Source organism: Bradyrhizobium sp. KZN70725, from assembly GCF_055264925.1.
Genome location: NZ_JBUYWT010000014.1, coordinates 66001 through 87122 on the forward strand (window position 1 = coordinate 66001; position 21122 = coordinate 87122).

General features: G+C 65.3%; 26 protein-coding genes. 17 read left to right on the forward strand and 9 right to left on the reverse strand.

Annotation, left to right across the window (positions count from 1 at the left end):
* The first annotated feature begins 402 nt into the window (after positions 1–402).
* The 3 genes from ffh (at position 403) to rimM (ending at position 2908) form a co-directional block, all read left to right on the forward strand.
* Positions 403–1950 carry a signal recognition particle protein gene (ffh, locus tag ACZBJS_RS15985; protein ID WP_018269389.1) on the forward strand — a complete coding sequence of 516 codons (1548 nt, stop codon included), beginning with the start codon at positions 403–405 and terminating at the stop codon, positions 1948–1950.
* An 85-nt stretch (positions 1951–2035) separates the two neighbouring features.
* The gene (gene rpsP / locus ACZBJS_RS15990; RefSeq protein WP_016847621.1) at positions 2036–2368 is read left to right on the forward strand and encodes a 30S ribosomal protein S16; all 333 of its coding nucleotides are present in this window, start codon (positions 2036–2038) and stop codon (positions 2366–2368) included.
* Between the two features lie 18 nt (positions 2369–2386).
* Entirely contained in the window at positions 2387–2908 is a 522-nt protein-coding gene (gene rimM / locus ACZBJS_RS15995; RefSeq protein ID WP_057020943.1) for a ribosome maturation factor RimM, read from the forward strand.
* Positions 2909–2921: 13 nt separating this feature from the next.
* On the opposite strand, the gene gcvA is transcribed toward rimM, so the two are convergent.
* The gene (gene gcvA, locus ACZBJS_RS16000) at positions 2922–3833 is read right to left on the reverse strand and encodes a transcriptional regulator GcvA (RefSeq protein WP_316395352.1); all 912 of its coding nucleotides are present in this window, start codon (positions 3831–3833) and stop codon (positions 2922–2924) included.
* A 172-nt stretch (positions 3834–4005) separates the two neighbouring features.
* On the opposite strand from gcvA, the gene ACZBJS_RS16005 reads away from it, so the two are divergent.
* The 7 genes from ACZBJS_RS16005 to ACZBJS_RS16035 all read left to right on the forward strand — a co-directional run bounded on the left by ACZBJS_RS16005 (position 4006) and on the right by ACZBJS_RS16035 (position 9829).
* The gene (locus ACZBJS_RS16005) at positions 4006–5205 is read left to right on the forward strand and encodes an MFS transporter (RefSeq protein ID WP_253638300.1); all 1200 of its coding nucleotides are present in this window, start codon (positions 4006–4008) and stop codon (positions 5203–5205) included.
* Between the two features lie 134 nt (positions 5206–5339).
* A complete protein-coding gene (locus ACZBJS_RS16010; protein WP_316395353.1) occupies positions 5340–5678 on the forward strand; it encodes an alcohol dehydrogenase catalytic domain-containing protein in 339 nt (112 codons plus the stop codon).
* Complete coding sequence (locus tag ACZBJS_RS16015) at positions 5675–6421, forward strand: zinc-binding dehydrogenase (protein WP_316395354.1); 747 nt, start codon at positions 5675–5677, stop codon at positions 6419–6421. The genes ACZBJS_RS16010 and ACZBJS_RS16015 overlap by 4 nt, the downstream gene beginning before the upstream one ends.
* A gap of 9 nt (positions 6422–6430) precedes the next feature.
* Positions 6431–7192: a tRNA (guanosine(37)-N1)-methyltransferase TrmD gene (gene trmD, locus ACZBJS_RS16020; protein WP_316395355.1), complete on the forward strand. Its 762-nt coding sequence runs from the start codon at positions 6431–6433 to the stop codon at positions 7190–7192.
* Positions 7193–7301: 109 nt separating this feature from the next.
* Positions 7302–7682 (forward strand): 50S ribosomal protein L19, encoded by a 381-nt coding sequence (gene rplS / locus ACZBJS_RS16025; protein ID WP_018269387.1) that lies wholly within the window; start codon positions 7302–7304, stop codon positions 7680–7682.
* Positions 7683–8041: 359 nt separating this feature from the next.
* Positions 8042–9448: a 3-isopropylmalate dehydratase large subunit gene (gene leuC / locus ACZBJS_RS16030; RefSeq protein WP_316395356.1), complete on the forward strand. Its 1407-nt coding sequence runs from the start codon at positions 8042–8044 to the stop codon at positions 9446–9448.
* 171 nt (positions 9449–9619) lie between these two features.
* On the forward strand, positions 9620–9829 hold the full coding sequence (locus ACZBJS_RS16035; RefSeq protein ID WP_016847629.1) for a hypothetical protein: 210 nt from the start codon (positions 9620–9622) through the stop codon (positions 9827–9829).
* Between the two features lie 125 nt (positions 9830–9954).
* Here the strand turns inward: ACZBJS_RS16035 and ACZBJS_RS16040 are convergent, their stop codons facing one another.
* The gene (locus tag ACZBJS_RS16040) at positions 9955–10521 is read right to left on the reverse strand and encodes a hypothetical protein (RefSeq protein ID WP_316395357.1); all 567 of its coding nucleotides are present in this window, start codon (positions 10519–10521) and stop codon (positions 9955–9957) included.
* Positions 10522–10679: 158 nt separating this feature from the next.
* Between ACZBJS_RS16040 and ACZBJS_RS16045 the strand changes: the two genes are divergently transcribed.
* Entirely contained in the window at positions 10680–10973 is a 294-nt protein-coding gene (locus tag ACZBJS_RS16045) for a DUF1330 domain-containing protein (RefSeq protein ID WP_225163585.1), read from the forward strand.
* 75 nt (positions 10974–11048) lie between these two features.
* Here the strand turns inward: ACZBJS_RS16045 and ACZBJS_RS16050 are convergent, their stop codons facing one another.
* The 3 genes from ACZBJS_RS16050 to ACZBJS_RS16060 form a co-directional block, all read right to left on the reverse strand.
* Positions 11049–11384: a hypothetical protein gene (locus ACZBJS_RS16050; protein ID WP_063790190.1), complete on the reverse strand. Its 336-nt coding sequence runs from the start codon at positions 11382–11384 to the stop codon at positions 11049–11051.
* Positions 11385–11511: 127 nt separating this feature from the next.
* Positions 11512–11745 (reverse strand): Slp family lipoprotein, encoded by a 234-nt coding sequence (locus tag ACZBJS_RS16055; protein ID WP_057020951.1) that lies wholly within the window; start codon positions 11743–11745, stop codon positions 11512–11514.
* A gap of 553 nt (positions 11746–12298) precedes the next feature.
* Positions 12299–12625, reverse strand: coding sequence for a hypothetical protein (locus tag ACZBJS_RS16060; protein ID WP_057020952.1), 327 nt, complete (start codon positions 12623–12625; stop codon positions 12299–12301).
* 115 nt (positions 12626–12740) lie between these two features.
* Between ACZBJS_RS16060 and ACZBJS_RS16065 the strand changes: the two genes are divergently transcribed.
* The 3 genes from ACZBJS_RS16065 to ACZBJS_RS16075 all read left to right on the forward strand — a co-directional run bounded on the left by ACZBJS_RS16065 (position 12741) and on the right by ACZBJS_RS16075 (position 14711).
* The gene (locus ACZBJS_RS16065) at positions 12741–13139 is read left to right on the forward strand and encodes a metallopeptidase family protein (RefSeq protein WP_016847635.1); all 399 of its coding nucleotides are present in this window, start codon (positions 12741–12743) and stop codon (positions 13137–13139) included.
* A gap of 87 nt (positions 13140–13226) precedes the next feature.
* The gene (gene leuD, locus ACZBJS_RS16070; RefSeq protein WP_028336269.1) at positions 13227–13829 is read left to right on the forward strand and encodes a 3-isopropylmalate dehydratase small subunit; all 603 of its coding nucleotides are present in this window, start codon (positions 13227–13229) and stop codon (positions 13827–13829) included.
* Between the two features lie 93 nt (positions 13830–13922).
* Positions 13923–14711 carry a hypothetical protein gene (locus tag ACZBJS_RS16075; RefSeq protein WP_316395358.1) on the forward strand — a complete coding sequence of 263 codons (789 nt, stop codon included), beginning with the start codon at positions 13923–13925 and terminating at the stop codon, positions 14709–14711.
* Positions 14712–14880: 169 nt separating this feature from the next.
* On the opposite strand, the gene ACZBJS_RS16080 is transcribed toward ACZBJS_RS16075, so the two are convergent.
* The gene (locus ACZBJS_RS16080; protein WP_229192521.1) at positions 14881–15759 is read right to left on the reverse strand and encodes an HpcH/HpaI aldolase/citrate lyase family protein; all 879 of its coding nucleotides are present in this window, start codon (positions 15757–15759) and stop codon (positions 14881–14883) included.
* A gap of 143 nt (positions 15760–15902) precedes the next feature.
* Between ACZBJS_RS16080 and ACZBJS_RS16085 the strand changes: the two genes are divergently transcribed.
* The gene (locus ACZBJS_RS16085; protein WP_168858194.1) at positions 15903–16559 is read left to right on the forward strand and encodes a carbonic anhydrase; all 657 of its coding nucleotides are present in this window, start codon (positions 15903–15905) and stop codon (positions 16557–16559) included.
* 1 nt (position 16560) lies between these two features.
* Here the strand turns inward: ACZBJS_RS16085 and ACZBJS_RS16090 are convergent, their stop codons facing one another.
* Positions 16561–17121, reverse strand: coding sequence for a TIGR00645 family protein (locus ACZBJS_RS16090; RefSeq protein ID WP_316395359.1), 561 nt, complete (start codon positions 17119–17121; stop codon positions 16561–16563).
* Between the two features lie 37 nt (positions 17122–17158).
* Complete coding sequence (locus ACZBJS_RS16095; protein WP_316395360.1) at positions 17159–18193, reverse strand: aspartate-semialdehyde dehydrogenase; 1035 nt, start codon at positions 18191–18193, stop codon at positions 17159–17161.
* A 116-nt stretch (positions 18194–18309) separates the two neighbouring features.
* Between ACZBJS_RS16095 and ACZBJS_RS16100 the strand changes: the two genes are divergently transcribed.
* Positions 18310–19104 carry a hypothetical protein gene (locus tag ACZBJS_RS16100; RefSeq protein WP_316395361.1) on the forward strand — a complete coding sequence of 265 codons (795 nt, stop codon included), beginning with the start codon at positions 18310–18312 and terminating at the stop codon, positions 19102–19104.
* Between the two features lie 176 nt (positions 19105–19280).
* Positions 19281–19685: a hypothetical protein gene (locus tag ACZBJS_RS16105; protein WP_057020960.1), complete on the forward strand. Its 405-nt coding sequence runs from the start codon at positions 19281–19283 to the stop codon at positions 19683–19685.
* Between the two features lie 176 nt (positions 19686–19861).
* Here ACZBJS_RS16105 and leuB read toward each other — a convergent pair whose 3' ends face one another.
* Positions 19862–20974 carry a 3-isopropylmalate dehydrogenase gene (gene leuB / locus ACZBJS_RS16110; protein WP_092086966.1) on the reverse strand — a complete coding sequence of 371 codons (1113 nt, stop codon included), beginning with the start codon at positions 20972–20974 and terminating at the stop codon, positions 19862–19864.
* Positions 20975–21122: the final 148 nt, after the last annotated feature.

Genomic DNA, 21122 nt, shown 5'->3' on the forward strand with positions numbered 1-21122 from the left:
CTCCGGTTATATGGGTGGCAGCGGCGAATTCGGAACTAATAGGGCAAATCGACGTGATTTCAGTACCTTACTGTCCAAGCTGAGCGGATTTCAGCGAAACTTTCCTTGACTTTGCCGCCCCGGCGGCGTTTAACGCGGCTACTTTCTCGGAAAGCTCCGTCTTTTCGACCCGCCGACTGGTCCTGGAGGCCAGAGGCCAACGCCCGACAGCGCGATGCGCCCTCGGGCGCGAAAGTGTTTGGATTTCCTTCTCCCTCGCCCCGCTCTTGCGGGGAGAGGGTCGGGGTGAGGGGCTCTCTCCGCGCACTGTGCGTGTGGATAGCCCTGTACCCCCTCACCCGCCGCGCAAGTGCGTGGCGACCTCTCCCCGCAGACGGGGAGAGGTAAAAGAGGACAACGGCATTGTTCGACAATCTGTCGGAACGGCTTGGTGGCATTCTCGATCGTCTGACGGGGCGCGGTGCGCTGACCGAAAAGGACGTCGATGCCGCAATGCGCGAGGTGCGCCGCGCGCTGCTCGAGGCCGACGTCGCGCTCGAGGTGGTCCGTAGCTTCATCGACCGGGTCCGCGAGCAGGCGATCGGCGCCACCGTCGTCAAGTCGGTGACGCCGGGCCAGATGGTGGTGAAGATCGTCCATGACGAGCTCGTCGCCACACTCGGTTCCGACGGCCAGACCATCGATATCAACTCGGTGCCGCCGGTGCCGATCATGATGGTCGGTCTGCAAGGCTCCGGTAAGACCACCACCACCGCAAAGCTCGCGCGCCGCATGGTCCAGCGCGACAAGCGCAAGGTGCTGATGGCCTCGCTCGACGTCTACCGCCCGGCGGCGATGGAACAGCTCGCGGTGCTCGGCCGCGACCTCGACATTCCGACGCTGCCGATCGTCGCCGGCCAGATGCCGCCGCAGATCGCAAGGCGCGCGTTGGAGGCCGGCAAGCTCGGCGGCTACGACGTCGTGCTGCTCGACACCGCCGGCCGCACCACGCTCGACGAAGACATGATGAAGGAGGCGGCCGAGATCAAAGCCGCCGCCAATCCGCACGAAGTGCTGCTGGTCGCGGATAGCCTCACCGGCCAGGACGCGGTCAACCTCGCGCGCTCGTTCGACGAGCGCGTCGGCCTCACCGGCATCGTGCTGACGCGCGTTGACGGCGACGGCCGCGGCGGCGCCGCGCTGTCGATGCGCGCGGTCACCGGCAAGCCGATCAAGCTGATCGGCACCGGCGAAAAGACCGACGCGCTGGAAGACTTCCATCCGAACCGCATCGCCGGCCGCATCCTCGGCATGGGCGACGTGGTCTCGCTGGTCGAGAAGGCCGCCGCCAATATCGACGCCGAGAAGGCCGCGCGCACCGCCGAACGCATGCGCAAGGGTCAGTTCGACCTCAACGACATGCGCGAGCAGCTGCAGCAGATGGCGAATATGGGCGGCATCGGCGGCCTGATGGGCATGATGCCCGGCATCTCCAAGATGAAGAACCAGATCGCGGCGGCCGGCATCGACGACAAGATCCTGAAGCGCCAGGTCGCGATCATCGACTCGATGACGCGGCAGGAGCGCAAGAACCCGGACATCCTGAAGGCGAGCCGCAAGAAGCGCATCGCGGCAGGCGCTGGCCAGAGCGTCGAGCACGTCAACAAGCTGCTGAAGATGCACCGGAACATGGCCGACATGATGAAGGCCATGGGCAGCGGCAAACGCGGCCCGCTCGCCGGCATCGCGCAGGCGATGGGATTCGGCGGCGGCATGAAGCCGCCCTCGGCCGAGGAGATGAAGGCGCTCGCCGAGAAGATGCAGGGCGGCGCCGGCGGCGGCCTGCCCAATCTGCCGAAGGATTTGCCGGCCGGGCTGCGCGGCGGCTTGCCGAACGTGCCGGGCCTAACCGGCCTTTCCGGCAAGCCGATGCTGCCGGGCCTCGGCGGTTTCCCGGGCAAGAAGAAATGAGGAATTCGTCGCGACGGCTCGTATACGGCCGGCGCGACGCGGAATGCCAATCAATCGAACACATCGACCTTTGAAGGAGAACTGAATGTCCGTTGTTATCCGCCTCGCTCGCGCAGGCACCAAGAAGCGTCCCGTCTATCACGTCGTCGTCGCCGACTCGCGCTTCCCGCGCGATGGCCGCTTCATCGAGCGTCTCGGCCACTTCAACCCGTTGCTGCCGAAGGACAACGAGTCGCGCCTGAAGCTCGACATGGACAAGGTGAAGGCCTGGCTCGCCAAGGGCGCGCAGCCGTCGGATCGCGTGACCCGCTTCCTCGACGCCGCCGGCGTCAAGAAGCGCGCGCCGCGCAACAACCCGGAAAAGGCCGTGCCGCGCAAGGAGCGCAAGGCGCAGGCCGAAGCCGCCGCCAAGGCTTAAGGCTGAACGGCGACCACGGTGGCTGCACCGGTCTGTGTCGCCCGTATCGGCGCTGCGCATGGCGTGCGCGGCGCCGTCAGGCTTTGGACCTTCACCGAAGATCCGCTGGCCGTGAAGGACTACGGTCCGCTGATGACCAAGGACGGCACGCGCCAGTTCGAGGTCACGCATCTGCGTGAGGCCAAAGACCATCTGGTGGTGACGCTGAAGGGCGTCGCCAGCCGCGATGATGCCGAACGGCTCAACGGGCTCGAGCTCTACGTTCCGCGCGACCGGCTGCCGGACACCGACGACGGCGAATACTACCACACCGATCTGATCGGGCTCGCCGCGGTGACGACGACGGAGCAGCCGCTCGGCAAGGTGATCGCGATCCATAATTTCGGCGCCGGCGACATCATCGAGATCGCCCCGCCGCAGGGCGCGACGATGCTGCTGCCGTTCACCAATGCCGTGGTGCCGACTGTCGATCTCGACGGCGGCCGCGTGGTGATCGACCTGCCCAAGGAAATCGACGGCGACGATCCGTCGGCGGCCTGATCGAAAATAATCTTCAACGCGTCATCCGGCCCTGCTGCTCGAGCCAGTCGCAGAACACCGCGCTGTGCGGATCGTTGCTGCGCCCCGCCGGGAAGTAAGCGAAGTAGCTCCGCGCCGGCAGGCTGACATCCGGAAACGGCGTCACCAGGCGCCCGGCCGCGAGATCGTCCGCGATCAGCGCGGTCGGTCCCATCGCGACGCCGAGACCATCGAGCGCGGCCTGGATCGTCAGATAGAAGTGATCGAAGGTCAGCGCGGCCGCCGGCTCCAGCGCGGATTGCCCGGCCTCGGTGAGCCAGTCGCGCCACAGCCGCGGCATCGACGTGACATGCAGCAGCGTGTGCCTGGAGAGGTCCGCGATCTCATTGAGCGGCAGCTGCGCCAATAGCGACGGACTGCATACCGGCAATCTCCGCTCCGACACCAGGAAGCGTGACGAGAAGCCGTGGAAGGTGTCGGGGCCACCGCGGATCACGACGTCGAATGATTCAGACAACGCATCCACCGGATCGTTCGACGTGCTCAGGCGCACCTCGATATCGGGATGCTCGGCGCGAAACCGGCTCATCCGCGGCAGCAGCCAGCGGAGGCTGAAGGTCGCGAGTGCATTGACGCGCAACACCGCGACCGCCAGATCGCCGCGCCGCTCGCGATGCTGCTGCACGGCGGCGGAAATCCGGTCGAGCGCGGGCGCGAACTCTGCCAGCAATGCCGCGCCTGCCGGCGTCAGCACCACGCGCCGCACCGATCGCCGAAACAGCGACGGCGCCCCCAGCCATTCCTCGAGCAGGCGGATCTGCTGACTGACCGCGCCATGGGTCACGCTGAGCTCGGCGGCGGCCTCCTTGAAGCTGCCGAGCCGTGCGGCGGCCTCGAAGGCGCGGACCGCATTGAGCGGTGGCAGGCTGCGGCGTGGGACGAACATTGACCCCTCAATACAAGATTTTCTAACGCATGATCCGATTATTACTGATTTGTGACAACAGCCTTGGCGGCGCATACTGCCATGCAAGCTACTTGTACGGCTTTCTTTTCTGAGGTCCCCGCCTGATGCCCGCCCGCCCCAACTTTAGATTTTCTTGCACAGGAGGGCGGCAATGAGCGTGTCGGCCGAAACTGGCACGGCGCGGCCCGACCGTGCCCGGTCAACCCGCACCCTGACCGTGACCGGGCTCAACCACGCGCTCCACGACGGCTACACCGACGTCATCTACGTGCTGCTGCCGGTCTGGCAGGCCGAATTCGCGCTGAGCTACGGCCTGCTGGCGCTGCTGCGCGGGCTCTATGCCGGCGCCATGGCCGGGCTGCAGATTCCGGTCGGACGCATCGCGGAGCGGATCGACGGCAAGATCATCCTGATCGCGGGCACGGCGCTGTCGGCGCTCGGCTACGCGTTTGCTGGATTCTCCGGCGGTGTCATTGGCCTCGGCCTGGCGCTCGCGCTCTCCGGCGCGGGCTCGAGCACGCAGCATCCGATCGCATCGGCCGCAGTGTCGCGCGCCTATGGCGCGGCGGCGCGCGGGCCGCTCGGCATCTACAATTTCTCGGGCGATCTCGGCAAGGCGGCGATCCCGGCCCTGACCTCGATCCTGCTGGTGATCATGTCGTGGCGGCACGCGCTGCTCGTGCTCGCTCTCGCAGGCTTGCTCGTCGCGGTCTGCATTGCGCTCTGGATGCCGGCCGTCGGCAAGGGCGCCGAGCACAAGGCGGCATCAGCATCGCGCGGCGCCAGCACAGGCCGCGGCTTTCACTGGCTGCTCGCGATCGGAATTCTCGACACCGCGGTCAGGATGGGCTTTCTCACCTTCCTGCCGTTCCTGTTGCGCGACAAGGGCGCCTCGCTGCCGACCAACGGCCTTGCGCTGGCGCTGGTCTTCATCGGCGGCGCGGCGGGAAAATTCACCTGCGGATGGCTCGGCGCGCGGGTCGGGACGCTGCGCACGGTGCTGATCACCGAAGGTGGTACGGCGGCGCTGATCGTGGCCGTGCTGGTGTTGCCGCTGGCGCCGGCCATCGTGCTGCTGCCGCTGCTCGGCGTGATGCTCAACGGCACCTCCTCGGTGCTCTACGGCACAGTGCCCGAGCTCACGCCGGCACACCAGACCGAGCGCGCCTTCGCGCTGTTCTACACGGGTACCATCGGATCGGGCGCCGTCGCGCCTGTTATCTACGGCCTGCTTGGCGACGCGCTCGGCCCGTCGCTCGCGACCGCAGCAACCGCGCTCACGGCGCTGGCGATCTGTCCGCTTGCCGTCGCGCTCGCGCGGCATCTCGCTGACGATCCGACGACGGCGTGACCATAACGTGGGTTAGCCCGTAGCCCGGATGAAGCGCAGCGCAATCCGGGGCCGCTCGTCATTGCTTGCGTGATTCCCGGATTGCGCTTCGCTCCATCCGGGCTACTTAAGCAATGGTCTCACGGAGCATCCCAATGACAAGCACGCACAAGGCCTGGCGGCTGCACGGCCACAACGATCTGCGCTTCGAGGATGTCACGACGCCGATGCCCGCGCCCGATGGCGTCGTGGTGCGGATCGAAGCCGGCATGGTGCTGTCCTACACCAACAGGCTGCTGTCCGGCGCACTGCCCTACAGCCTGCCACCAATGCCGTTCGTGCCGGGCACCAACGCGATCGCGCGCGTCGTCGCCGCCGGCGACAACGTCACGCACGTGCAAAGCGGTGACCGCGTGTTCCTGAGCCCGCATCTGCGCGGCGACGTGCCGGATCGCGATCCGCCGCAGATCCTGATCGGCCTACCGCCACGGTGACGACGCCGGAGGCGCTCGCATTGCAGGCGCGCTGGCGCGACGGCGTATTCGCGGAGATCGCGCACTGGCCGGCCGCCTGCGTTACGCCACTTGCCAATCTCGACGATAAGCGGGCGACCGAGCTGATCGGGCTCGCAAAACTGATCGTGCCGTTCGGCGGCTTGCAGCGCTCCGGCCTGCGCGGCGGGCAGACCATCATTGTCAACGGCGCGACCGGCTATTTCGGTTCGGGCGGCGTGATGCTCGCGGTCGCGATGGGCGCGGGCCGCGTCGTCGCCGTCGGCCGCAAGGAGGCCGCGCTCGAGCAGTTGCGCGACGCGTTCGGCCCGCGCGTCATTCCCGCCGTCGTCAGCGGCGATGCCGCAGCCGACCTTGCGGTCATCCGCCGCGCCGCTGGCGGCAGCGCCGATGTCGCGCTCGATCTGCTCGGCGCCGCCAAGAGCACCTCGACCACGCTGTCCTCCCTGCGCGCGCTCAGGCGTGGCGGCCGGATGGTGCTGATGGGCAGCGCCGAGGTGCCGCTCGAACTCTCGTTCCGCGAGATGCTGGCCAATGACTGGGAGGTGGTCGGGCAGTTCATGTACGACCGCACGGCACCAGGCCAGCTCGCCGGCCTCGCCGCCGAAGGCCTGCTGGACCTGCGCAAGATCAATGTCGCGACCTTCAAGCTTGCCGACTTCCGCCGCGCGGTGGACGCGGCCGCCATGATGCAGAGCCTCGACCTCACGGCCGTGGTGCCGTAACCAGAGGCCATGACATCGCAAGACACCACAGCCCAGGCGACACCATGGCGCGCCACCGTGCTGACCCTGTTCCCGGACATGTTTCCGGGGCCGCTCGGCGTGAGCCTCGCCGGCAAGGCGCTGGCTGGCGGACTCTGGGCGCTGGAAGCGCGCGACATCCGGGCCTCGGCGACCGACAAGCACCGCAGCGTCGACGACACGCCGGCCGGCGGCGGTCCGGGCATGGTGCTGCGGGCCGATGTGCTGGCGGCGGCGATCGACGCCGCCGATATCGTGCCTGACCGCCCGCGCCTGCTGATGAGCCCGCGGGGTCGGCCATTGAGCCAGGCCCAGGTCGCGGAGCTTGCGGCCGGCCCCGGCCCCCTCATCGTCTGCGGCCGCTTCGAGGGCATCGACCAGCGGGTGATCGAGGCGCGGGGCCTCGAGGAGGTCTCGATCGGCGATTATGTGCTGTCCGGCGGCGAAATCGCCGCGATGGCCCTGATCGACGCCTGCGTCCGCCTGCTGCCGGGGGTGATGGGCAAGCAGGCCTCGGGAACCGAGGAAAGCTTTTCCGAAGGACTACTGGAATACCCGCAATACACCCGCCCGCAGGAGTTCGAGGGCCGCCAAATCCCGGAAATCCTGATTTCCGGCGATCACGCCAAGGTCGCGGCCTGGCGGCTGGCCCAATCCGAGGCCCTGACGGCGGCCCGGCGGCCCGATCTCTGGGCCCGCAAGGCCGGCCAAAAAGCCGCTCCGCGAGGGACAAAAAACAAGACAGACGGGTGACAAACCCTGCGCTTTGCCTTATACGGGCGGCCAAATCCGCACCCGCGCAGGATAGATGGACGTTTGCGCAGCCCGCGAAAGGCTGGGCGCGCCGCCGATGGAGATTTCAATGAACCTTATTCAGCAGCTCGAAAAAGAGCAGTTCGACAAGCTCGCCGCCACCAAGGATATCCCGGAATTCGGCCCCGGCGACACCGTCATCGTCAACGTGAAGGTGGTCGAAGGCGAGCGTACCCGCGTGCAGGCCTATGAGGGCGTTTGCATCGGTCGTTCCGGTCAGGGCCTCAACGAGAGCTTCACCGTGCGCAAGATCTCCTACGGCGAAGGCGTCGAGCGCGTCTTCCCGGTGATGTCGCCGATGATCGACTCGATCAAGGTCGTGCGTCGCGGCAAGGTTCGTCGCGCCAAGCTTTATTATCTGCGCAACCTGCGCGGCAAGTCGGCCCGCATCGTCGAGAAGCAGGACCGCCAGACCGCCGTTGGCGAGTAACGTTTCCCTCAGGGGATGTGACCAAAAGCGCGGGGCCTGCCCCGCGCTTTTTTGTTGCGGCATACCTATCTGACGTGCAGGCCCGCGCATGGATCGATTGTCGTGGGCGCGAGCCCTGTGTTAGAAATTTAGAATGGTTCCGGATCAAGCAAGCAAGCGCTGTCCAAGTCAGACCTGCAAGCGCGTCGTGATCGACGATCGCTCGCGGCTGCCCGGCCGCTTCTTCGGTCGCTTTGCGACGTCGGCAACGTCTGAGCTTAGACGCGCAGCGTAACGCTGCCTGGACGCTTTCGCCTGATCGCGCGCTTAAGACGCGCTCATGTCATCCCACCACTGAATTTCTTCTGGAGCTGAAGCTCATGTCCAAACCGACCACGCTGTACGACAAGATCTGGAACGACCATCTGGTCCACGAGGCCGACGACGGCACCTGCCTGCTCTATATCGATCGCCACCTGGTGCACGAGGTGACCTCGCCGCAGGCGTTCGAAGGGCTGCGCGCAGCCGGCCGCAAGGTGCACGCGCCCGAGAAGACGCTCGCCGTCGTCGACCACAACATCCCGACCACCGACCGTTCGAAGCCGAACCCCGACCCTGAAAGCATCGAGCAGATGCGGGTGATGGCCGAGAACGCCAAGGAATTCGGCATCGAGTATTACAACGAGTTCGACAAGCGCCAGGGCATCGTTCACGTCATCGGCCCGGAGCAGGGTTTTACGCTGCCCGGCACCACCATCGTCTGCGGTGACAGCCACACCTCGACGCATGGCGCGTTCGGCGCGCTCGCGCACGGCATCGGCACCTCCGAAGTCGAGCACGTGCTGGCGACGCAGACGCTGATCCAGAAGAAGGCCAAGAACATGCGCGCGATCGTCGACGGCAAATTGCCCGAAGGCGTGACCGGCAAGGACATCATCCTGGCGATCATCGGCGAGATCGGCACCGCCGGCGGCACCGGCTACGTGCTGGAATATGCCGGCGAGGCGATCCGTGCGCTCTCGATGGAAGGCCGCATGACGGTCTGCAACATGTCGATCGAAGGCGGCGCACGCGCCGGCCTGGTCGCGCCCGACCAGAAGGCGTTCGACTTCCTGCGCGGCCGCCCGAAGGCGCCGAAGGGCGCCGCCTGGGACGCCGCGATGCGCTACTGGGAGACGCTGCGCTCCGACGAGGGCGCGCATTTCGACCACGAGATCCGGCTCGATGCGGCCAAGCTGCCGCCGATCGTCACCTGGGGCACGAGCCCTGAGGACGTCATCTCGGTGACCGGCTTCGTACCCGATCCCGACAAGATCGCCGATGAGGCCAAGCGCATCTCCAAGCATCGCGCGCTGAAATATATGGGCCTGGCCGCCGGTACGAAGATCACCGATATCAAGCTCGACCGTGTCTTCATCGGTTCCTGCACCAACGGCCGTATCGAGGACCTGCGTGCCGCCGCGAAGATCGCCGAGGGCAAAACCGTCAACGGCAATGTCAACGCGATGATCGTGCCGGGCTCCGGCATCGTGAAGGAGCAGGCGGAAGCCGAAGGCCTCGACAAGATCTTCATTGCGGCCGGCTTCGACTGGCGCGAGCCAGGCTGCTCGATGTGCCTTGCGATGAACCCGGACAAGCTGAAGCCGGAAGAGCGCTGCGCCTCGACCTCGAACCGCAATTTCGAGGGCCGCCAGGGCTTCAAGGGCCGCACCCATCTGGTGTCGCCCGCGATGGCCGCGGCCGCCGCGATCGCCGGACACTTCGTCGACGTCCGCGACTGGCGGTAAGGTACGCGCCAGATTCTTTTTTGACGCGTTTTCTTCACGCGAACCGGGGCCACTTCGCTCGAAAACGCTATTGCTTCGTCTCAAGCTCGAGCCGTTTCGGAAACGGCTCGTTAACGGGGCGCACGCAAACTGCCTCCTTGCGAAAACAAGCCTTCGCAAGGAGCGCGTGCCGTGGCCGATAAACCCGAATTCGTCGACATGATCAGCGACGCGACGCGCCAGAAGCGCCGTCGTGCCGTGGCGCGCATCATCGATCCGCTTCCCGAGGTGAAGGAAACCTCGCGCCTCAGCCACTGGCCGCCGGAGCGCTGGACGCAATGGCGGATGGAAAACCTGACGCCGTGGAAGATAAAGTCCTGGAAGCTGAAGAACTGGGACTAACGCCCCTTTCCTGACGCGTTTTCTTCACGCGAAGCGGCGCCCACTTCGTTCGAACACGCTCCAGCGCGCGAAGAGAGGGACCCAACAAGACGGGCGCCGTGAGGCGCCCGCTGTCATTTCAAACTTTACCAATAGACGCGATACGGCCGCCAGTAGTGGCGGTGGTGCCACCACGGCCGGCAGATCCGGCGCGGTCCGTAATAGGTCCAGACCACCCGGCAACGGCGGTGATGGTAGTAGGCCGGGTAATAGTAGGACGATCCGTAGAAGAAGCGCCGGTGATGGAAGTGCCGGCGGTAATAGGGCCGATAGCCGTAGCGGTAACCGCCGCCGTAGAAGCGGTGGTAGCCACCATAATGGCGATGGAAGCCGCCATAGCGATAGCCGCCATGGAACGCCGGCGCGGCGCGGAAGCCGCCACCACGGAAGCCGCGGCCGTGAAATCCGCCGCCGTGGAATCCACCACCGCGGAAGCCGCCACCATGAAAACCTCCGCCGCCGTGGCCGCCACCGCCGTGCCGGACCTGGGTCGTCATGGCATCGGCCGCAGACCTTGCCGCGAGCGCGGCGGCCGGGCTCGCCAGCGACAGCGCTTCGGCGCGCTGCTGCGAAGCAACCGACAATGCGAAGACAGCGGCCGCCGCAACGCCGAGACGGCGCACCAATCCGCGCCGCAAATAGCTCTCCCTCATCTCTGAACCTCCCTGACAACGGCAACGAGCACCAAGCTGCATGGCAGCCGGTTTCATTGCGTTCATTGCAGTCGCTCCCGGCATGACGCTAGAAATCGCTGAGTGAATGCGCCATGAACGCGCAAAACGCTGCGGCGAAACGTCCGGGAGAAACGTCAGTGACTGTCTATGTGATCGTGCAACTCAAGATGACCGATCGCGCCGCCTATGATCGGTATCAGGCGCGCTTCTTCGACGTATTCAGGAAGTTCAACGGACGCCTGCTGTCGGCCGACGAACAGCCCGCGGTGATCGAGGGCAGCTGGGATCGCGACAAGCTGGTGCTGATGTCATTCCCTGACGAAGCCGCATTCCGTGCCTGGTCGGAGTCGCCCGAATATGTCGAGATCTCCAGGGATCGCAAGGCGGGTGCGCAGGGCATTGTGCTGCTGGCGAAGGGCTTCGCGCCCTGAGACGGACGGAGCAGCTCCGATCGGAGCTGCTCTCTTGTTGCACGGCTGATGTCGCGCACGGCGCGACTGCGTGCATCACCAGAACGGGCCGAACCCGAAGCCGAAGGTGAATGGCGCCGGCGCAGCATAGGGGTACGGCCGATAGTAATAGGGCCGCCCGTAATAATAGGAGCCGTACGGCCGATAATAGGAATAGGGCCGGTAGTACGGCCGGTAATAAGGACGGTAGCCGTAGTGATAGTGGCGACGATGGTAATGATGATAGCGCTGCGCGCTGATATCCGTTGCCTTGCCTACTTGCCGCTGCGGTGCCGCGGCCTGCGGCTGGGCTGATGCCGCGGCGGTTGCCGATGCCGGCGCCGTCAACGCGAATGTACAAGCGACAGCCGCGACACCGATCCATCTCATCATGATCAACTCCTGCAGATTGCGATGGATATCATCTCGCGTGGGCGAATCTGCCGGTTTGATGGCTGAGAACGACAACAGGCCCGCTGCTCACGGGCCTGTGTCTCAACTGCGCTAATACGCCGCGCGATCAACGGCGCCAGTGGCGACGATGCCCCCAGCCGCGGTGATGTCCGCGATGCCAGCCACGATGCCACCCGCGCCCACCCCAGCGTACCTGCGTGGTCGCCTGGTTCGCGTTGTCCTGAACCGTGGCGGCTGTGCCCGGCGTGGCGAGCGACATCGCGCTTGCACGCTCGGCCGGCGCCGCCAACACCAACACGGCACCGACAGCCGCGAGCCCCAGAACCTTCATCGCCTTCATGAATTGTCTCCTTGATCCTTTGATGTCACGTCTTGCAGCGACGACTTGAACTTCTGCTTGACGCGTTTTCCTCACGCGAACCGGTGTCCGTCCCGCATCACGCGCGGGACAGGCTCCGCTGGAAAACGCTTCAGCTTTCGAATCGACGCCGTTGCCGCGACGCAGATCGCTAGCAGAATGCGGACGACGTGAATGGGAAGTGAATGACTGCGCCACGAACATGAATGCTGCCGGCGCGCTTCAGGTTCCGGCACTGCGCGCGATTTTTCGCGTTGGTGTGCAAACGACATAGACGATGGTCGTATCTCGCGTTCTGTCCGTTGCAGGATTGCCATGACACAAACGCGCACGCAGGTGGCTGCTTCGAACAGCCCTCGCGGCGCTCAGCTGTTCCATCATGCTCGGCGATGTCGCGCTCGCCGCCAAGGACCGGGCGACGACATCGGCACCGCAAGCCATCGCACGCGGATGCTGATGGCGGCGGCGGTTTATGGGCGACAGGTTTGATCGCGGCTGTTGCGATGATCGGCGCAACGCGCCGACATACGCGTAACTAGCCCGGCCGCCAGAAGCAGTTCATGCGCGGCGTGATCACGGTACCGCTCGGCCGGTGCTCCTGCACATAGGTCGCGGTGCAGTCGCGCACGGCGTTCGGACCGGGGTTGTAGCGCGGGATGACATCGGGTTCCCAATGATCGGGCCGGGACCGGTAGATCGGCACGCGCTTCAGCCGGCGGCGCTCGACGACGCGCGTGCGCGCGACCGGTGCCGCCTCGCCGACGCGCGCCTCAGCCGCCGCGCTCTGTGCCTGCGCCTTTGTCGCCGGGAGCGAGAGCCCGACTGCTACAGCCAACAGCGCTGTCGCCACGATCCGTTTCATTACGCCCACCCAAGCTCGATTCTTGAGCCCCGTTCGTGGGCGGCACGGTCTCCCATTGCGCCGCCAAGGTCAACTGCGCTGGCGCCGCCGATAGCACTCGCGCTAAAGGAGTGTCATGTGGACCACAGAAAAAGCCCCCTCGCTGGCCGAGATGGAGGCCATGGCGCACGAGGTTTTCGAGCGCCTGCCCAAGACGTTCCGGGCCCTCTGCGAGGGCCTGATCATCCGCGTCGACGACTTTCCGACCGACGAGGTGCTCGACGAGATGCAGGCCGAGAGCGAGTTCGACCTGCTCGGCCTGTTTCAGGGCATCGGCCTGCCGCAGCAGAGCCATAGCGACGTGGCCCGGCTGCCCAACCTGGTCTGGCTGTACCGCCGGCCGATCCTGGATTACTGGGCGGAGCACGACGAGACCCTCGGCCACATCGTTCGCCACGTGCTGATCCATGAGATCGGGCACCATTTCGGCCTCTCCGACGCCGATATGGAGGCGATTGAGGCCGATGCGGGCTAGCCCTGCAGAAATGGCCCTTTTACCGCTGTCACATTCGCGATAAACATCCGGCCGATATCCGCTATTTTTTGCCCGGGAAGAGCACCGATGGACAAGTTCACCACGCTGGAAGGCGTCGCGGCGCCGCTGAAGATCATCAATGTCGACACCGACATGATCATTCCGAAGCAATACCTCAAGACCATCAAGCGCACCGGCCTTGGCAAGGGGCTTTTCTCCGAGCAGCGCTACAAGGATGACGGCAGCGAGAACCCGGATTTCGTCCTCAACCAGCCCGCCTATCGCAACGCGAAGGTGCTGGTCGCCGGCGACAATTTCGGCTGCGGCTCGAGCCGCGAGCACGCGCCCTGGGCACTGCTCGACTTCGGCATCCGCTGCGTGATCTCGACCTCGTTTGGCGACATCTTCTACAACAACTGCTTCAAGAACGGCATCCTGCCGATCCGCGTGTCGCAGGAGGACCTCGACAAGCTATTCGACGACGCCGAGCGCGGCGCCAACGCGACGCTGACCATCGACCTCCCCAACCAGGAGATCCGCGGTCCCGACGGCGGCAAGGTCAAGTTCGAGATCGACCCGTTCCGCAAGCACTGCCTGATCAACGGCCTCGACGACATCGGCCTGACGATGGAAAAGAAATCGTCGATCGACAGCTACGAGACGAAGCTTAGGGAACGCGCCTGGGCTTGAGGCTCAGCGCATCATCGTGCCCCGGTGCCGTCAGGCGCCGGGGCTTTTCTTTGCCGAATTCGCTCGCCGCAAACCCGCTGATAGCTGACGCGCATGCTGCATGATATCGTCACCTTCTGGCACGGCTCGATGGACGCGCTGCGCCAGACCTGCCTGCGCTCGCAGGCGGCGGCGGGGCACAAGGTCACCGTCTACAGTTTCGATCCGATTCCCGGCCTGCCCGACGGTATCGGCAATGCCGAAGCCGAAGCCGTGCTGCCGCATTCGTTCGCGGAGAAGCTGCGCCCGGCGGAGCCCGACGGCTCGTGGCGCGACTGGACCATGCTGCAGTTCAGCGACTTCTTCCGCATGCGGCTGATGGCGCGGCGCGCCGGTCTCTGGCTCGACGCTGACGTGCTGCTGCTGAAGGGCGTCGAGCTCGATCCGGCCAAGCCCTATTTTGCCTGGGAGCGGCCGCGGCAGCTCGGCAACTCCGTGCTGTATCTGCCGACCGACGATCCAATCGTGCGCGCGTTCGAGGCGCTGATGCAGCAGGACGAGCTGATCCCGGACTGGCTGGCGCTGCGCCATCGCCTGACCTTCGCGATGCGCCGGCTGCGCGGCAAGTCCAATCGCCTCGCCGACATCCGTGTCGCGATCTACGGCCCGGCGGCGCTCACCGCGCTGGCGCGCCGCGCAGGCGAATTGCAGCACGCGCTGCCGAAGCGATCATTCTACGCCGTGCATGCCGAGCCGAAGCTGTTCTTCGAGCCGTCGGATTTTTCGCGCTACCTGAACGATCCCGGGATCATCGGCCTGCACATCTCGCCGAAAGGGCGCGGCAAGGAGGCGCCGATCCCGGGCAGCCTCTACGCGTGGGCGGCGGAGAGATTTGGAGCGTAACGCAAACACCGCTGCACCCTCTCCCCTTGTGGGAGAGGGCGGCTTCGCGAAGCGAAGCCGGGTGAGGGGTTCTCTCCCACGGGAGAATCCCAGAAGCGGAGACAACCCCTCATCCGGCGCTTCGCGCCACCTTCTCCCACAGGGGGGAGAAGGAAGACGCTTCGCTGGGCTAATGCCCCATCGCGGCGATCGCATCGGCGATCGCGATCGTGCGCCTGGCCATCTCGGCGTGCAGGCGCTCGACCATGCGGCCGTCGAGCTGGATCGCGCCGCGCGAGGCGTTCTCCGGCTTCTCGAAAGCGGCAATGATCTTGCGCGCCTCGGCGACCTCGGCCTCGGGCGGCGTGAAGATCGCGTTGCAGGCATCGATGTGGCTCGGATGGATCAGCGTCTTGCCGTCGAAGCCGAGATCGCGGCCCTGCGCGCATTCCTCCGCGAAGCCGTCGACATTGCTGATGTCGCTGTAGGGCCCGTCGAGGATCTCGAGCCCGTGCGCGCGGGTCGCCAGGATGCAATGCGTGATCATCGGAATCATCGCCGCGCGGCCCGGCTTCATCCGGATCCGGGTTTCGCGGGCAATGTCGTTCGGCCCGAACACGAAGCCGGCGAGCCGGGTTTCGGAATCCTTCGATGCCGCGGCCAGCTTGTCGGCGTCGAGCACCGCGCGCGCGGTTTCGATCATCGCCCAGACCCGGATCGAGGCAGGCGCATTGATGTCGCTGAGGCGATCGGCGACGGCGTTGAGATCGTCGACGGTCGAGATCTTGGGAACCAGGATCCCGTCCGGCTGCGACTTGCCGGCCATGCCGATGTCGTCGACCCACCAGGGAGTGTCGAGCGCGTTGATGCGGATCAGCACCTCGCGCTTGCCAAAGCCCTTGGCCGCGACCGCCGTGGCGATCTGCTCCCGGGCTGTGGCCTTGGCGTCGGGGGCAACGGAATCCTCCAGGTCGAGGATAATGCCGTCCGCCGGCAGCGTCCGGGCCTTTTCCAGCGCCCGTGCATTCGATCCCGGCATGAACAACAAGCTGCGGCGCGGACGGGTCATCGACATTCTCCTGGAGGCTCGGGCTCCGCCGGTGGCCATTGTTTAGGCATCGGGCGGGAACCATTCTTCAACGCTGCCGTATCATCTCAGGCCACACGCCGAAAGTCTTGTTCCCGTTACCCGCATGTGGTTAGCCAGAGGCCATGAAATTCTTTCCGAAGCAGTTGATCGACGGCTACCGGACGTTCGCGACCCAGCGGCTGCCGACCGAGCAGTCGCGCTACCAGGATCTCTCGGAGCGCGGCCAGTTTCCCGAGACCATGGTGATCGGCTGTTGCGACTCCCGCGTCTCGCCGGAGGTGATCTTCGACGCCGGACCCGGCGAGTTGTTCGTGGTCCGCAACATCGCCAATCTGGTTCCGGTCTATCAGCCCGACAGCAACGCCCACGGCGTCTCGGCCGCGCTGGAATATGCCGTGACCGTTTTGAAGGTGAAGAACATCGTGGTGCTGGGCCACGCGCAGTGCGGCGGCATCCGCGCCTTCGTCGACAAGATCAAGCCGCTCACGCCCGGCGACTTCATCGGCAAATGGATGCAGATGTTCATCAAGCCCGGCGAAATCGTCGAGCAGCGCGAGCATGAGACCATGCAGGACTTCGTCGTCCGCATCGAGAAGGCCGCGGTGTTCCGCTCGCTGGAGAACCTGATGACGTTCCCATTCGTGCGCGAACGCGTCGAGAGCGGCGAGATGCAGCTGCACGGTGCCTATTTCGGCGTCGCCGAGGGCTCGCTGTTCGTGCTCGACCGGGTCGCGAAGGAATTCATCAGCGTCCGCGACGAGCTGAAATCAGACCAGTAATCTACTCGTTGCCGTGATGGCCGCTGCCCCAGCGGTCGGAGATCGCGAGCATGAAGGACGACACCACGAATACCAGGTGCACGCCGACCAGCCAGGCGAGCTTGCTGGGGTCGAACGCGGTATCGAGGTTCATGAACGCCTTCAGCACCTGAATCGCCGAGATCGCGACGATCGACGCCAGCAGTTTTTGCTTCAGGCCACCGAAATCGACCTTGGTCATCCAGTCCGGCCAATCCGGATGCCCTTCCGGATCGATCTTCGAGACGAAGTTCTCGTAGCCTGAGAACACCACGATCAGGATCAGATTGCCGGTCAGCGAGATGTCGATCAGCGCCAGCACGCCGAGAATGAAGTCGGATTCCTTGGCATCCGGCACATGCAGGATGAAGTGCCACAGCTCCATGCAGAACTTGAACAGCAATGCTGCGAGGCTGATGACGAGACCGAAATAGAACGGCGCCATCAGCCAACGGCTGTTGAACAGCAGGTTCTCGAAACGACGTTCAACCCGCTTCAGCGTCGGATTGGGCCGATAGGTCCCCGGTTGTTCCGCTTCCGCCATGCCACGCGCTTCCTGACGCCGCTAACCGCGCTCGGTGCTATGCAGCCTGCTGCTTGGCGGTGATCAGCTTGCGGTTGATCAGGACTTCGGCGATCTGCACGGCATTGAGCGCCGCGCCCTTGCGCAGGTTGTCCGACACGCACCAGAACGACAGGCCGTTCTCCACCGTCGCGTCCTCGCGGATGCGGCTGATATAGGTCGCGTCCTCCCCGGCAGCCTCATAGGGCGTGACGTAGCCGCCCGGCTCGTGCTTGTCGATCACGAGGCAGCCCGGCGCGCGGCGCAGGATGTCGCGCGCCTCGTCCGCCGTGATCGGATTGGCGAACTCGACATTGACGGCTTCGGAGTGACCGACGAAGACCGGCACGCGTACGCAGGTGGCGGCGAGCTTGATCTTCGGATCGAGGATCTTCTTGGTCTCCGCCATCATCTTCCACTCTTCCTTGGTGTAGCCGTCTTCCATGAAGACGTCGATCTGAGGAATGACGTTGAAGGCGATGCGCTTCGGAAACTTCTTATTGACCAGCTCGTCGTTGGTGTAGACGGCCTTGGTCTGCGAGAACAATTCGTCCATCGCGTCCTTGCCGGCGCCCGACACCGATTGATAGGTCGAGACCACGACGCGCGTGATCGTCGCCTTGTCGTGCAGCGGCTTCAGCGCGACGACGAGCTGCGCGGTCGAGCAGTTAGGGTTGGCGATGATGTTCTTCTTGGTGAAGCCGGCGGTCGCATCCGCGTTCACTTCGGGCACGATCAGCGGCACATCCGGGTCCATGCGCCAGGCCGAGGAGTTGTCGATCACGACCGCGCCGGCGGCGCCGATCTTGGGCGACCATTCCTTGGAGACCGAGCCGCCGGCCGACATCAGGCAGATGTCGATGTCGGAGAAGTCATAGTGCTCGAGCGCCTTCACCTTCAGCGTGCGGTCGCCATAGGAGACCTCGATGCCGACGCTGCGGCGCGAGGCCAGCACGACGACCTCGTCGGCGGGGAATTTGCGCTCGTCGAGAATGTTGAGCATTTCGCGCCCGACATTGCCGGTCGCTCCGACCACCGCGACTTTGTAACCCATCGTTCACTCTCCGACGAAAAATGCCCGTTCCCCCGCAAGCTGCGGAAAGGGAAGAGGCAGCGCTTCTATGCGAGAAACCCCGTCAAGACAACGTTGCGTAGTTTTTGAGCGTTTTGATGCGTTTATTTCGGGCCGATCCGGCCGCGCCCCATCATACGAGAATTCCGTCAACACTGACGAGCTTCGTCGACGAGGTGTACGCCACGCTCTCCCGGCTGTTCGCCTATGTCGCCGTGCTCGCGCTGTTCGTCGTCCTCGGCAACTATCTATGGAAGCAACTGCCCGACGCAACGGCGATGGCGGCCCCTGCCGCCGCAGGCTGGAGCCCGGCCGGCCGCACGGCGCCGGCCTTTGCCGTAAGCCGGCTCGATCTGCGAGATAAAACAGAGACTTACGAGATCTTCCGGCACCCCGAGGGCGGCCGCAAGGACGCCTTCCGTTGGGCCGATGCCAACGGTGCAACAGTCGCCGAGCTGGAGATCTATCGCCCCGGCGGCGAGGCCATGGGGCCTGCGGTCACCGAGATTGCCGGGCGACTCCACCCGGGCGGCGTCCGCGAGTTCGAGGCTGCCGGCATCGTCGACAGCAAGTTCGGCAGCGTCACCTTGCTGCGCCCGGCGCGGCAGGACGGCGACCGCGCCTGCCTCGGCTTCCTCAAGCAGGCCGACGCGCCTGACCTCCGGATCTCCGGCTGGACCTGCCAGGGCGCCAGCCTGCCGGCCCGGCGCGCCGCGATCATCTGCATGCTGAACCGCCTGACCCTGCTGGCCGCGGGCAACGATCCGCGGCTCGCCGCCCTGTTCGCGCATGCCGAGCTCAAGCGCACCGACTGCGTTACCTCCGGCGCGCCGGCCCTGTCGGCCGACTGGGTCATGGGCAGCGAGAACCCGCGCCTGCGCGGCGCCCTTTGATGGCGAGACCGTGGCAAAGCACTGGTTTTCATGAAACTTTTGCGCTTGGACACTCATTATCTCGGCCGGTGTGGCGCAATTGACCTAGTGACGGCCTCCCCACCATGGCTACAATGTGTTCCGAGTGATTTTGGCGGACGCGCCAGCCCCGACGGGGCCGTAATGACGAGGATGCGATGACCCTAGAATTCCCTGCCGCGAACAAGCTCGTGGTGTTGCTTGCCGCGGCTGCCGTCACCGCAACCGCGTTCGGCATGACCGCAGCCAGCGCGCAGAGCCCGAGCACGCGCAAGCAGCAGGAGCAGTATGACCGCGATGGCCGCCGCTACTACGGCGCGCAGGGTCCGAACCGGGTCTATCAGCAGGGTCCGCGCACCCGCGTTTACGTCACCACGCGCTCGTGGCTCGACGCCGGCACCGAAGTGCTGCCGGGCGACCGCAAGTTCAACGACTACGCCTATCCGCCGGAGATCGGTTATCCCTCGTTCGCGCGTGAGAACAACAACCGCCCGATCGATCGCCAGCCGCTCAGCCCGCCGGCCGATCTCGGCGGCTATCCGCGGAATTTCCCGCTGTACTGAGAATTTCGGCGAGCAGCCGATACGAAAATGCCCGGCTCCGGCCGGGCATTTTCATTTTTGGTGCTGTCATTCCGGGGCATCGCGCAGCGATGAACCCGGAATCTCGAGATTCTCAGGTGCGCAAGCGCACACCATAGTTCGATGCTACGCATCGCCCCGGAATGACGGCAGAGCCGTCACGCGTGCAGCTTCTGCAATTCCTTCAGGATCGCCTCGCCCATCTGGCTCGTGCTGGCCGGCGTGGTGCCTTCCGACTTGATGTCGGCGGTGCGCAGGCCGCTGGCGAGCACGGCCGCGATCGCGGCATCGACCTTGTCGGCGAGCTCGCCCATGTCGAAGGAATAGCGCAGCGCCATGCCGAACGACGAGATCATCGCGATCGGGTTGGCGAGGCCTCGGCCAGCGATATCGGGCGCCGAGCCGTGCACCGGCTCGAACAGCGAGCGCCGCTTCTTCGTCTTCGAGTCGACTTCGCCGAGCGAGGCCGATGGCAGCATGCCGAGCGAGCCGGTCAGCATCGCCGCGATGTCGGACAGCATGTCGCCGAACAGATTGTCGGTCACGATGACGTCGAACTGCTTCGGCGCCTTGACGAGGTTCATGCCGCCGGAATCGGCGAGCTGGTGCTCGAGCGTGACGTCCTTGTATTCGCGCGCGTGGACCTGGGTCATGACCTCGTTCCAGAGCACGCCCGACTTCATGACGTTGCGCTTCTCCATCGACGTCACCTTGTTGCGGCGCTTGCGCGCCAGGTCGAAGGCGACGCGGCCGATGCGCTCGATCTCGTAGGTGTCGTAGACTTGGGTGTCGACCGCGCGCTTCTGGCCGTTGCCGAGATCGGTGATGGTCTTCGGTTCGCCGAAATAGACGCCGCCGGTGAGCTCGCGGACGATCATGATATCGAGACCCTCAACCACGTCGCGCTTCAGGCTCGAGGCCTCGGCGAGCGCCGGGTAGCACACCGCCGGGCGCAGATTGGCGAACAGGCCGAGATCCTTGCGCAGCCGCAGCAGGCCGGCCTCGGGACGGACCTCATAGGGCACGCTGTCCCACTTCGGGCCGCCGACCGCGCCGAAGATCACGGCGTCCGCCGCCGTCGCCTTGGCCATGTCGCCCTCGGAGATCGACACCTTGTGGGCGTCATAGGCGGAGCCGCCGACCAGGCCCTGCTCGGTCTCGAACTTCGCGATGCCCTGCGCATTCAGCCAGTCGATCAGGCGCTGCACCTCGGCCATCACTTCGGGGCCGATGCCGTCGCCGGGGAGAAGCAGCAGTTTATGGGTCGCCATGGTGTTACCTCGAGCTAATCGTTGTTGTCGTTGCCGGGCAAGAGCGCGAAGCGCGTCCTCGCACAGATGACCCGGCAATCCATCCCGCTTCGAAAGGCCTCTGAAGATGGATGGATGCCCGGGTCGAGCCCGGGCATGACGAGCGGGG

Coding starts and splice junctions, on each gene's coding strand:
- rpsP (WP_016847621.1), top strand. CDS start 2,036: ATGTCCGTTGTTATCCGCCTCGCTCGCGCAGGCACCAAGAAGCGTCCC.
- gcvA (WP_316395352.1), bottom strand. CDS start 3,833: ATGTTCGTCCCACGCCGCAGCCTGCCACCGCTCAATGCGGTCCGCGCC.
- ACZBJS_RS16005 (WP_253638300.1), top strand. CDS start 4,006: ATGAGCGTGTCGGCCGAAACTGGCACGGCGCGGCCCGACCGTGCCCGG.
- ACZBJS_RS16010 (WP_316395353.1), top strand. CDS start 5,340: ATGACAAGCACGCACAAGGCCTGGCGGCTGCACGGCCACAACGATCTG.
- trmD (WP_316395355.1), top strand. CDS start 6,431: ATGACATCGCAAGACACCACAGCCCAGGCGACACCATGGCGCGCCACC.
- rplS (WP_018269387.1), top strand. CDS start 7,302: ATGAACCTTATTCAGCAGCTCGAAAAAGAGCAGTTCGACAAGCTCGCC.
- leuC (WP_316395356.1), top strand. CDS start 8,042: ATGTCCAAACCGACCACGCTGTACGACAAGATCTGGAACGACCATCTG.
- ACZBJS_RS16040 (WP_316395357.1), bottom strand. CDS start 10,521: ATGAGGGAGAGCTATTTGCGGCGCGGATTGGTGCGCCGTCTCGGCGTT.
- ACZBJS_RS16050 (WP_063790190.1), bottom strand. CDS start 11,384: ATGATGAGATGGATCGGTGTCGCGGCTGTCGCTTGTACATTCGCGTTG.
- ACZBJS_RS16055 (WP_057020951.1), bottom strand. CDS start 11,745: ATGAAGGCGATGAAGGTTCTGGGGCTCGCGGCTGTCGGTGCCGTGTTG.
- ACZBJS_RS16060 (WP_057020952.1), bottom strand. CDS start 12,625: ATGAAACGGATCGTGGCGACAGCGCTGTTGGCTGTAGCAGTCGGGCTC.
- ACZBJS_RS16065 (WP_016847635.1), top strand. CDS start 12,741: ATGTGGACCACAGAAAAAGCCCCCTCGCTGGCCGAGATGGAGGCCATG.
- leuD (WP_028336269.1), top strand. CDS start 13,227: ATGGACAAGTTCACCACGCTGGAAGGCGTCGCGGCGCCGCTGAAGATC.
- ACZBJS_RS16075 (WP_316395358.1), top strand. CDS start 13,923: ATGCTGCATGATATCGTCACCTTCTGGCACGGCTCGATGGACGCGCTG.
- ACZBJS_RS16080 (WP_229192521.1), bottom strand. CDS start 15,759: ATGACCCGTCCGCGCCGCAGCTTGTTGTTCATGCCGGGATCGAATGCA.
- ACZBJS_RS16085 (WP_168858194.1), top strand. CDS start 15,903: ATGAAATTCTTTCCGAAGCAGTTGATCGACGGCTACCGGACGTTCGCG.
- ACZBJS_RS16090 (WP_316395359.1), bottom strand. CDS start 17,121: ATGGCGGAAGCGGAACAACCGGGGACCTATCGGCCCAATCCGACGCTG.
- ACZBJS_RS16095 (WP_316395360.1), bottom strand. CDS start 18,193: ATGGGTTACAAAGTCGCGGTGGTCGGAGCGACCGGCAATGTCGGGCGC.
- ACZBJS_RS16100 (WP_316395361.1), top strand. CDS start 18,310: ATGCGTTTATTTCGGGCCGATCCGGCCGCGCCCCATCATACGAGAATT.
- ACZBJS_RS16105 (WP_057020960.1), top strand. CDS start 19,281: ATGACCCTAGAATTCCCTGCCGCGAACAAGCTCGTGGTGTTGCTTGCC.
- leuB (WP_092086966.1), bottom strand. CDS start 20,974: ATGGCGACCCATAAACTGCTGCTTCTCCCCGGCGACGGCATCGGCCCC.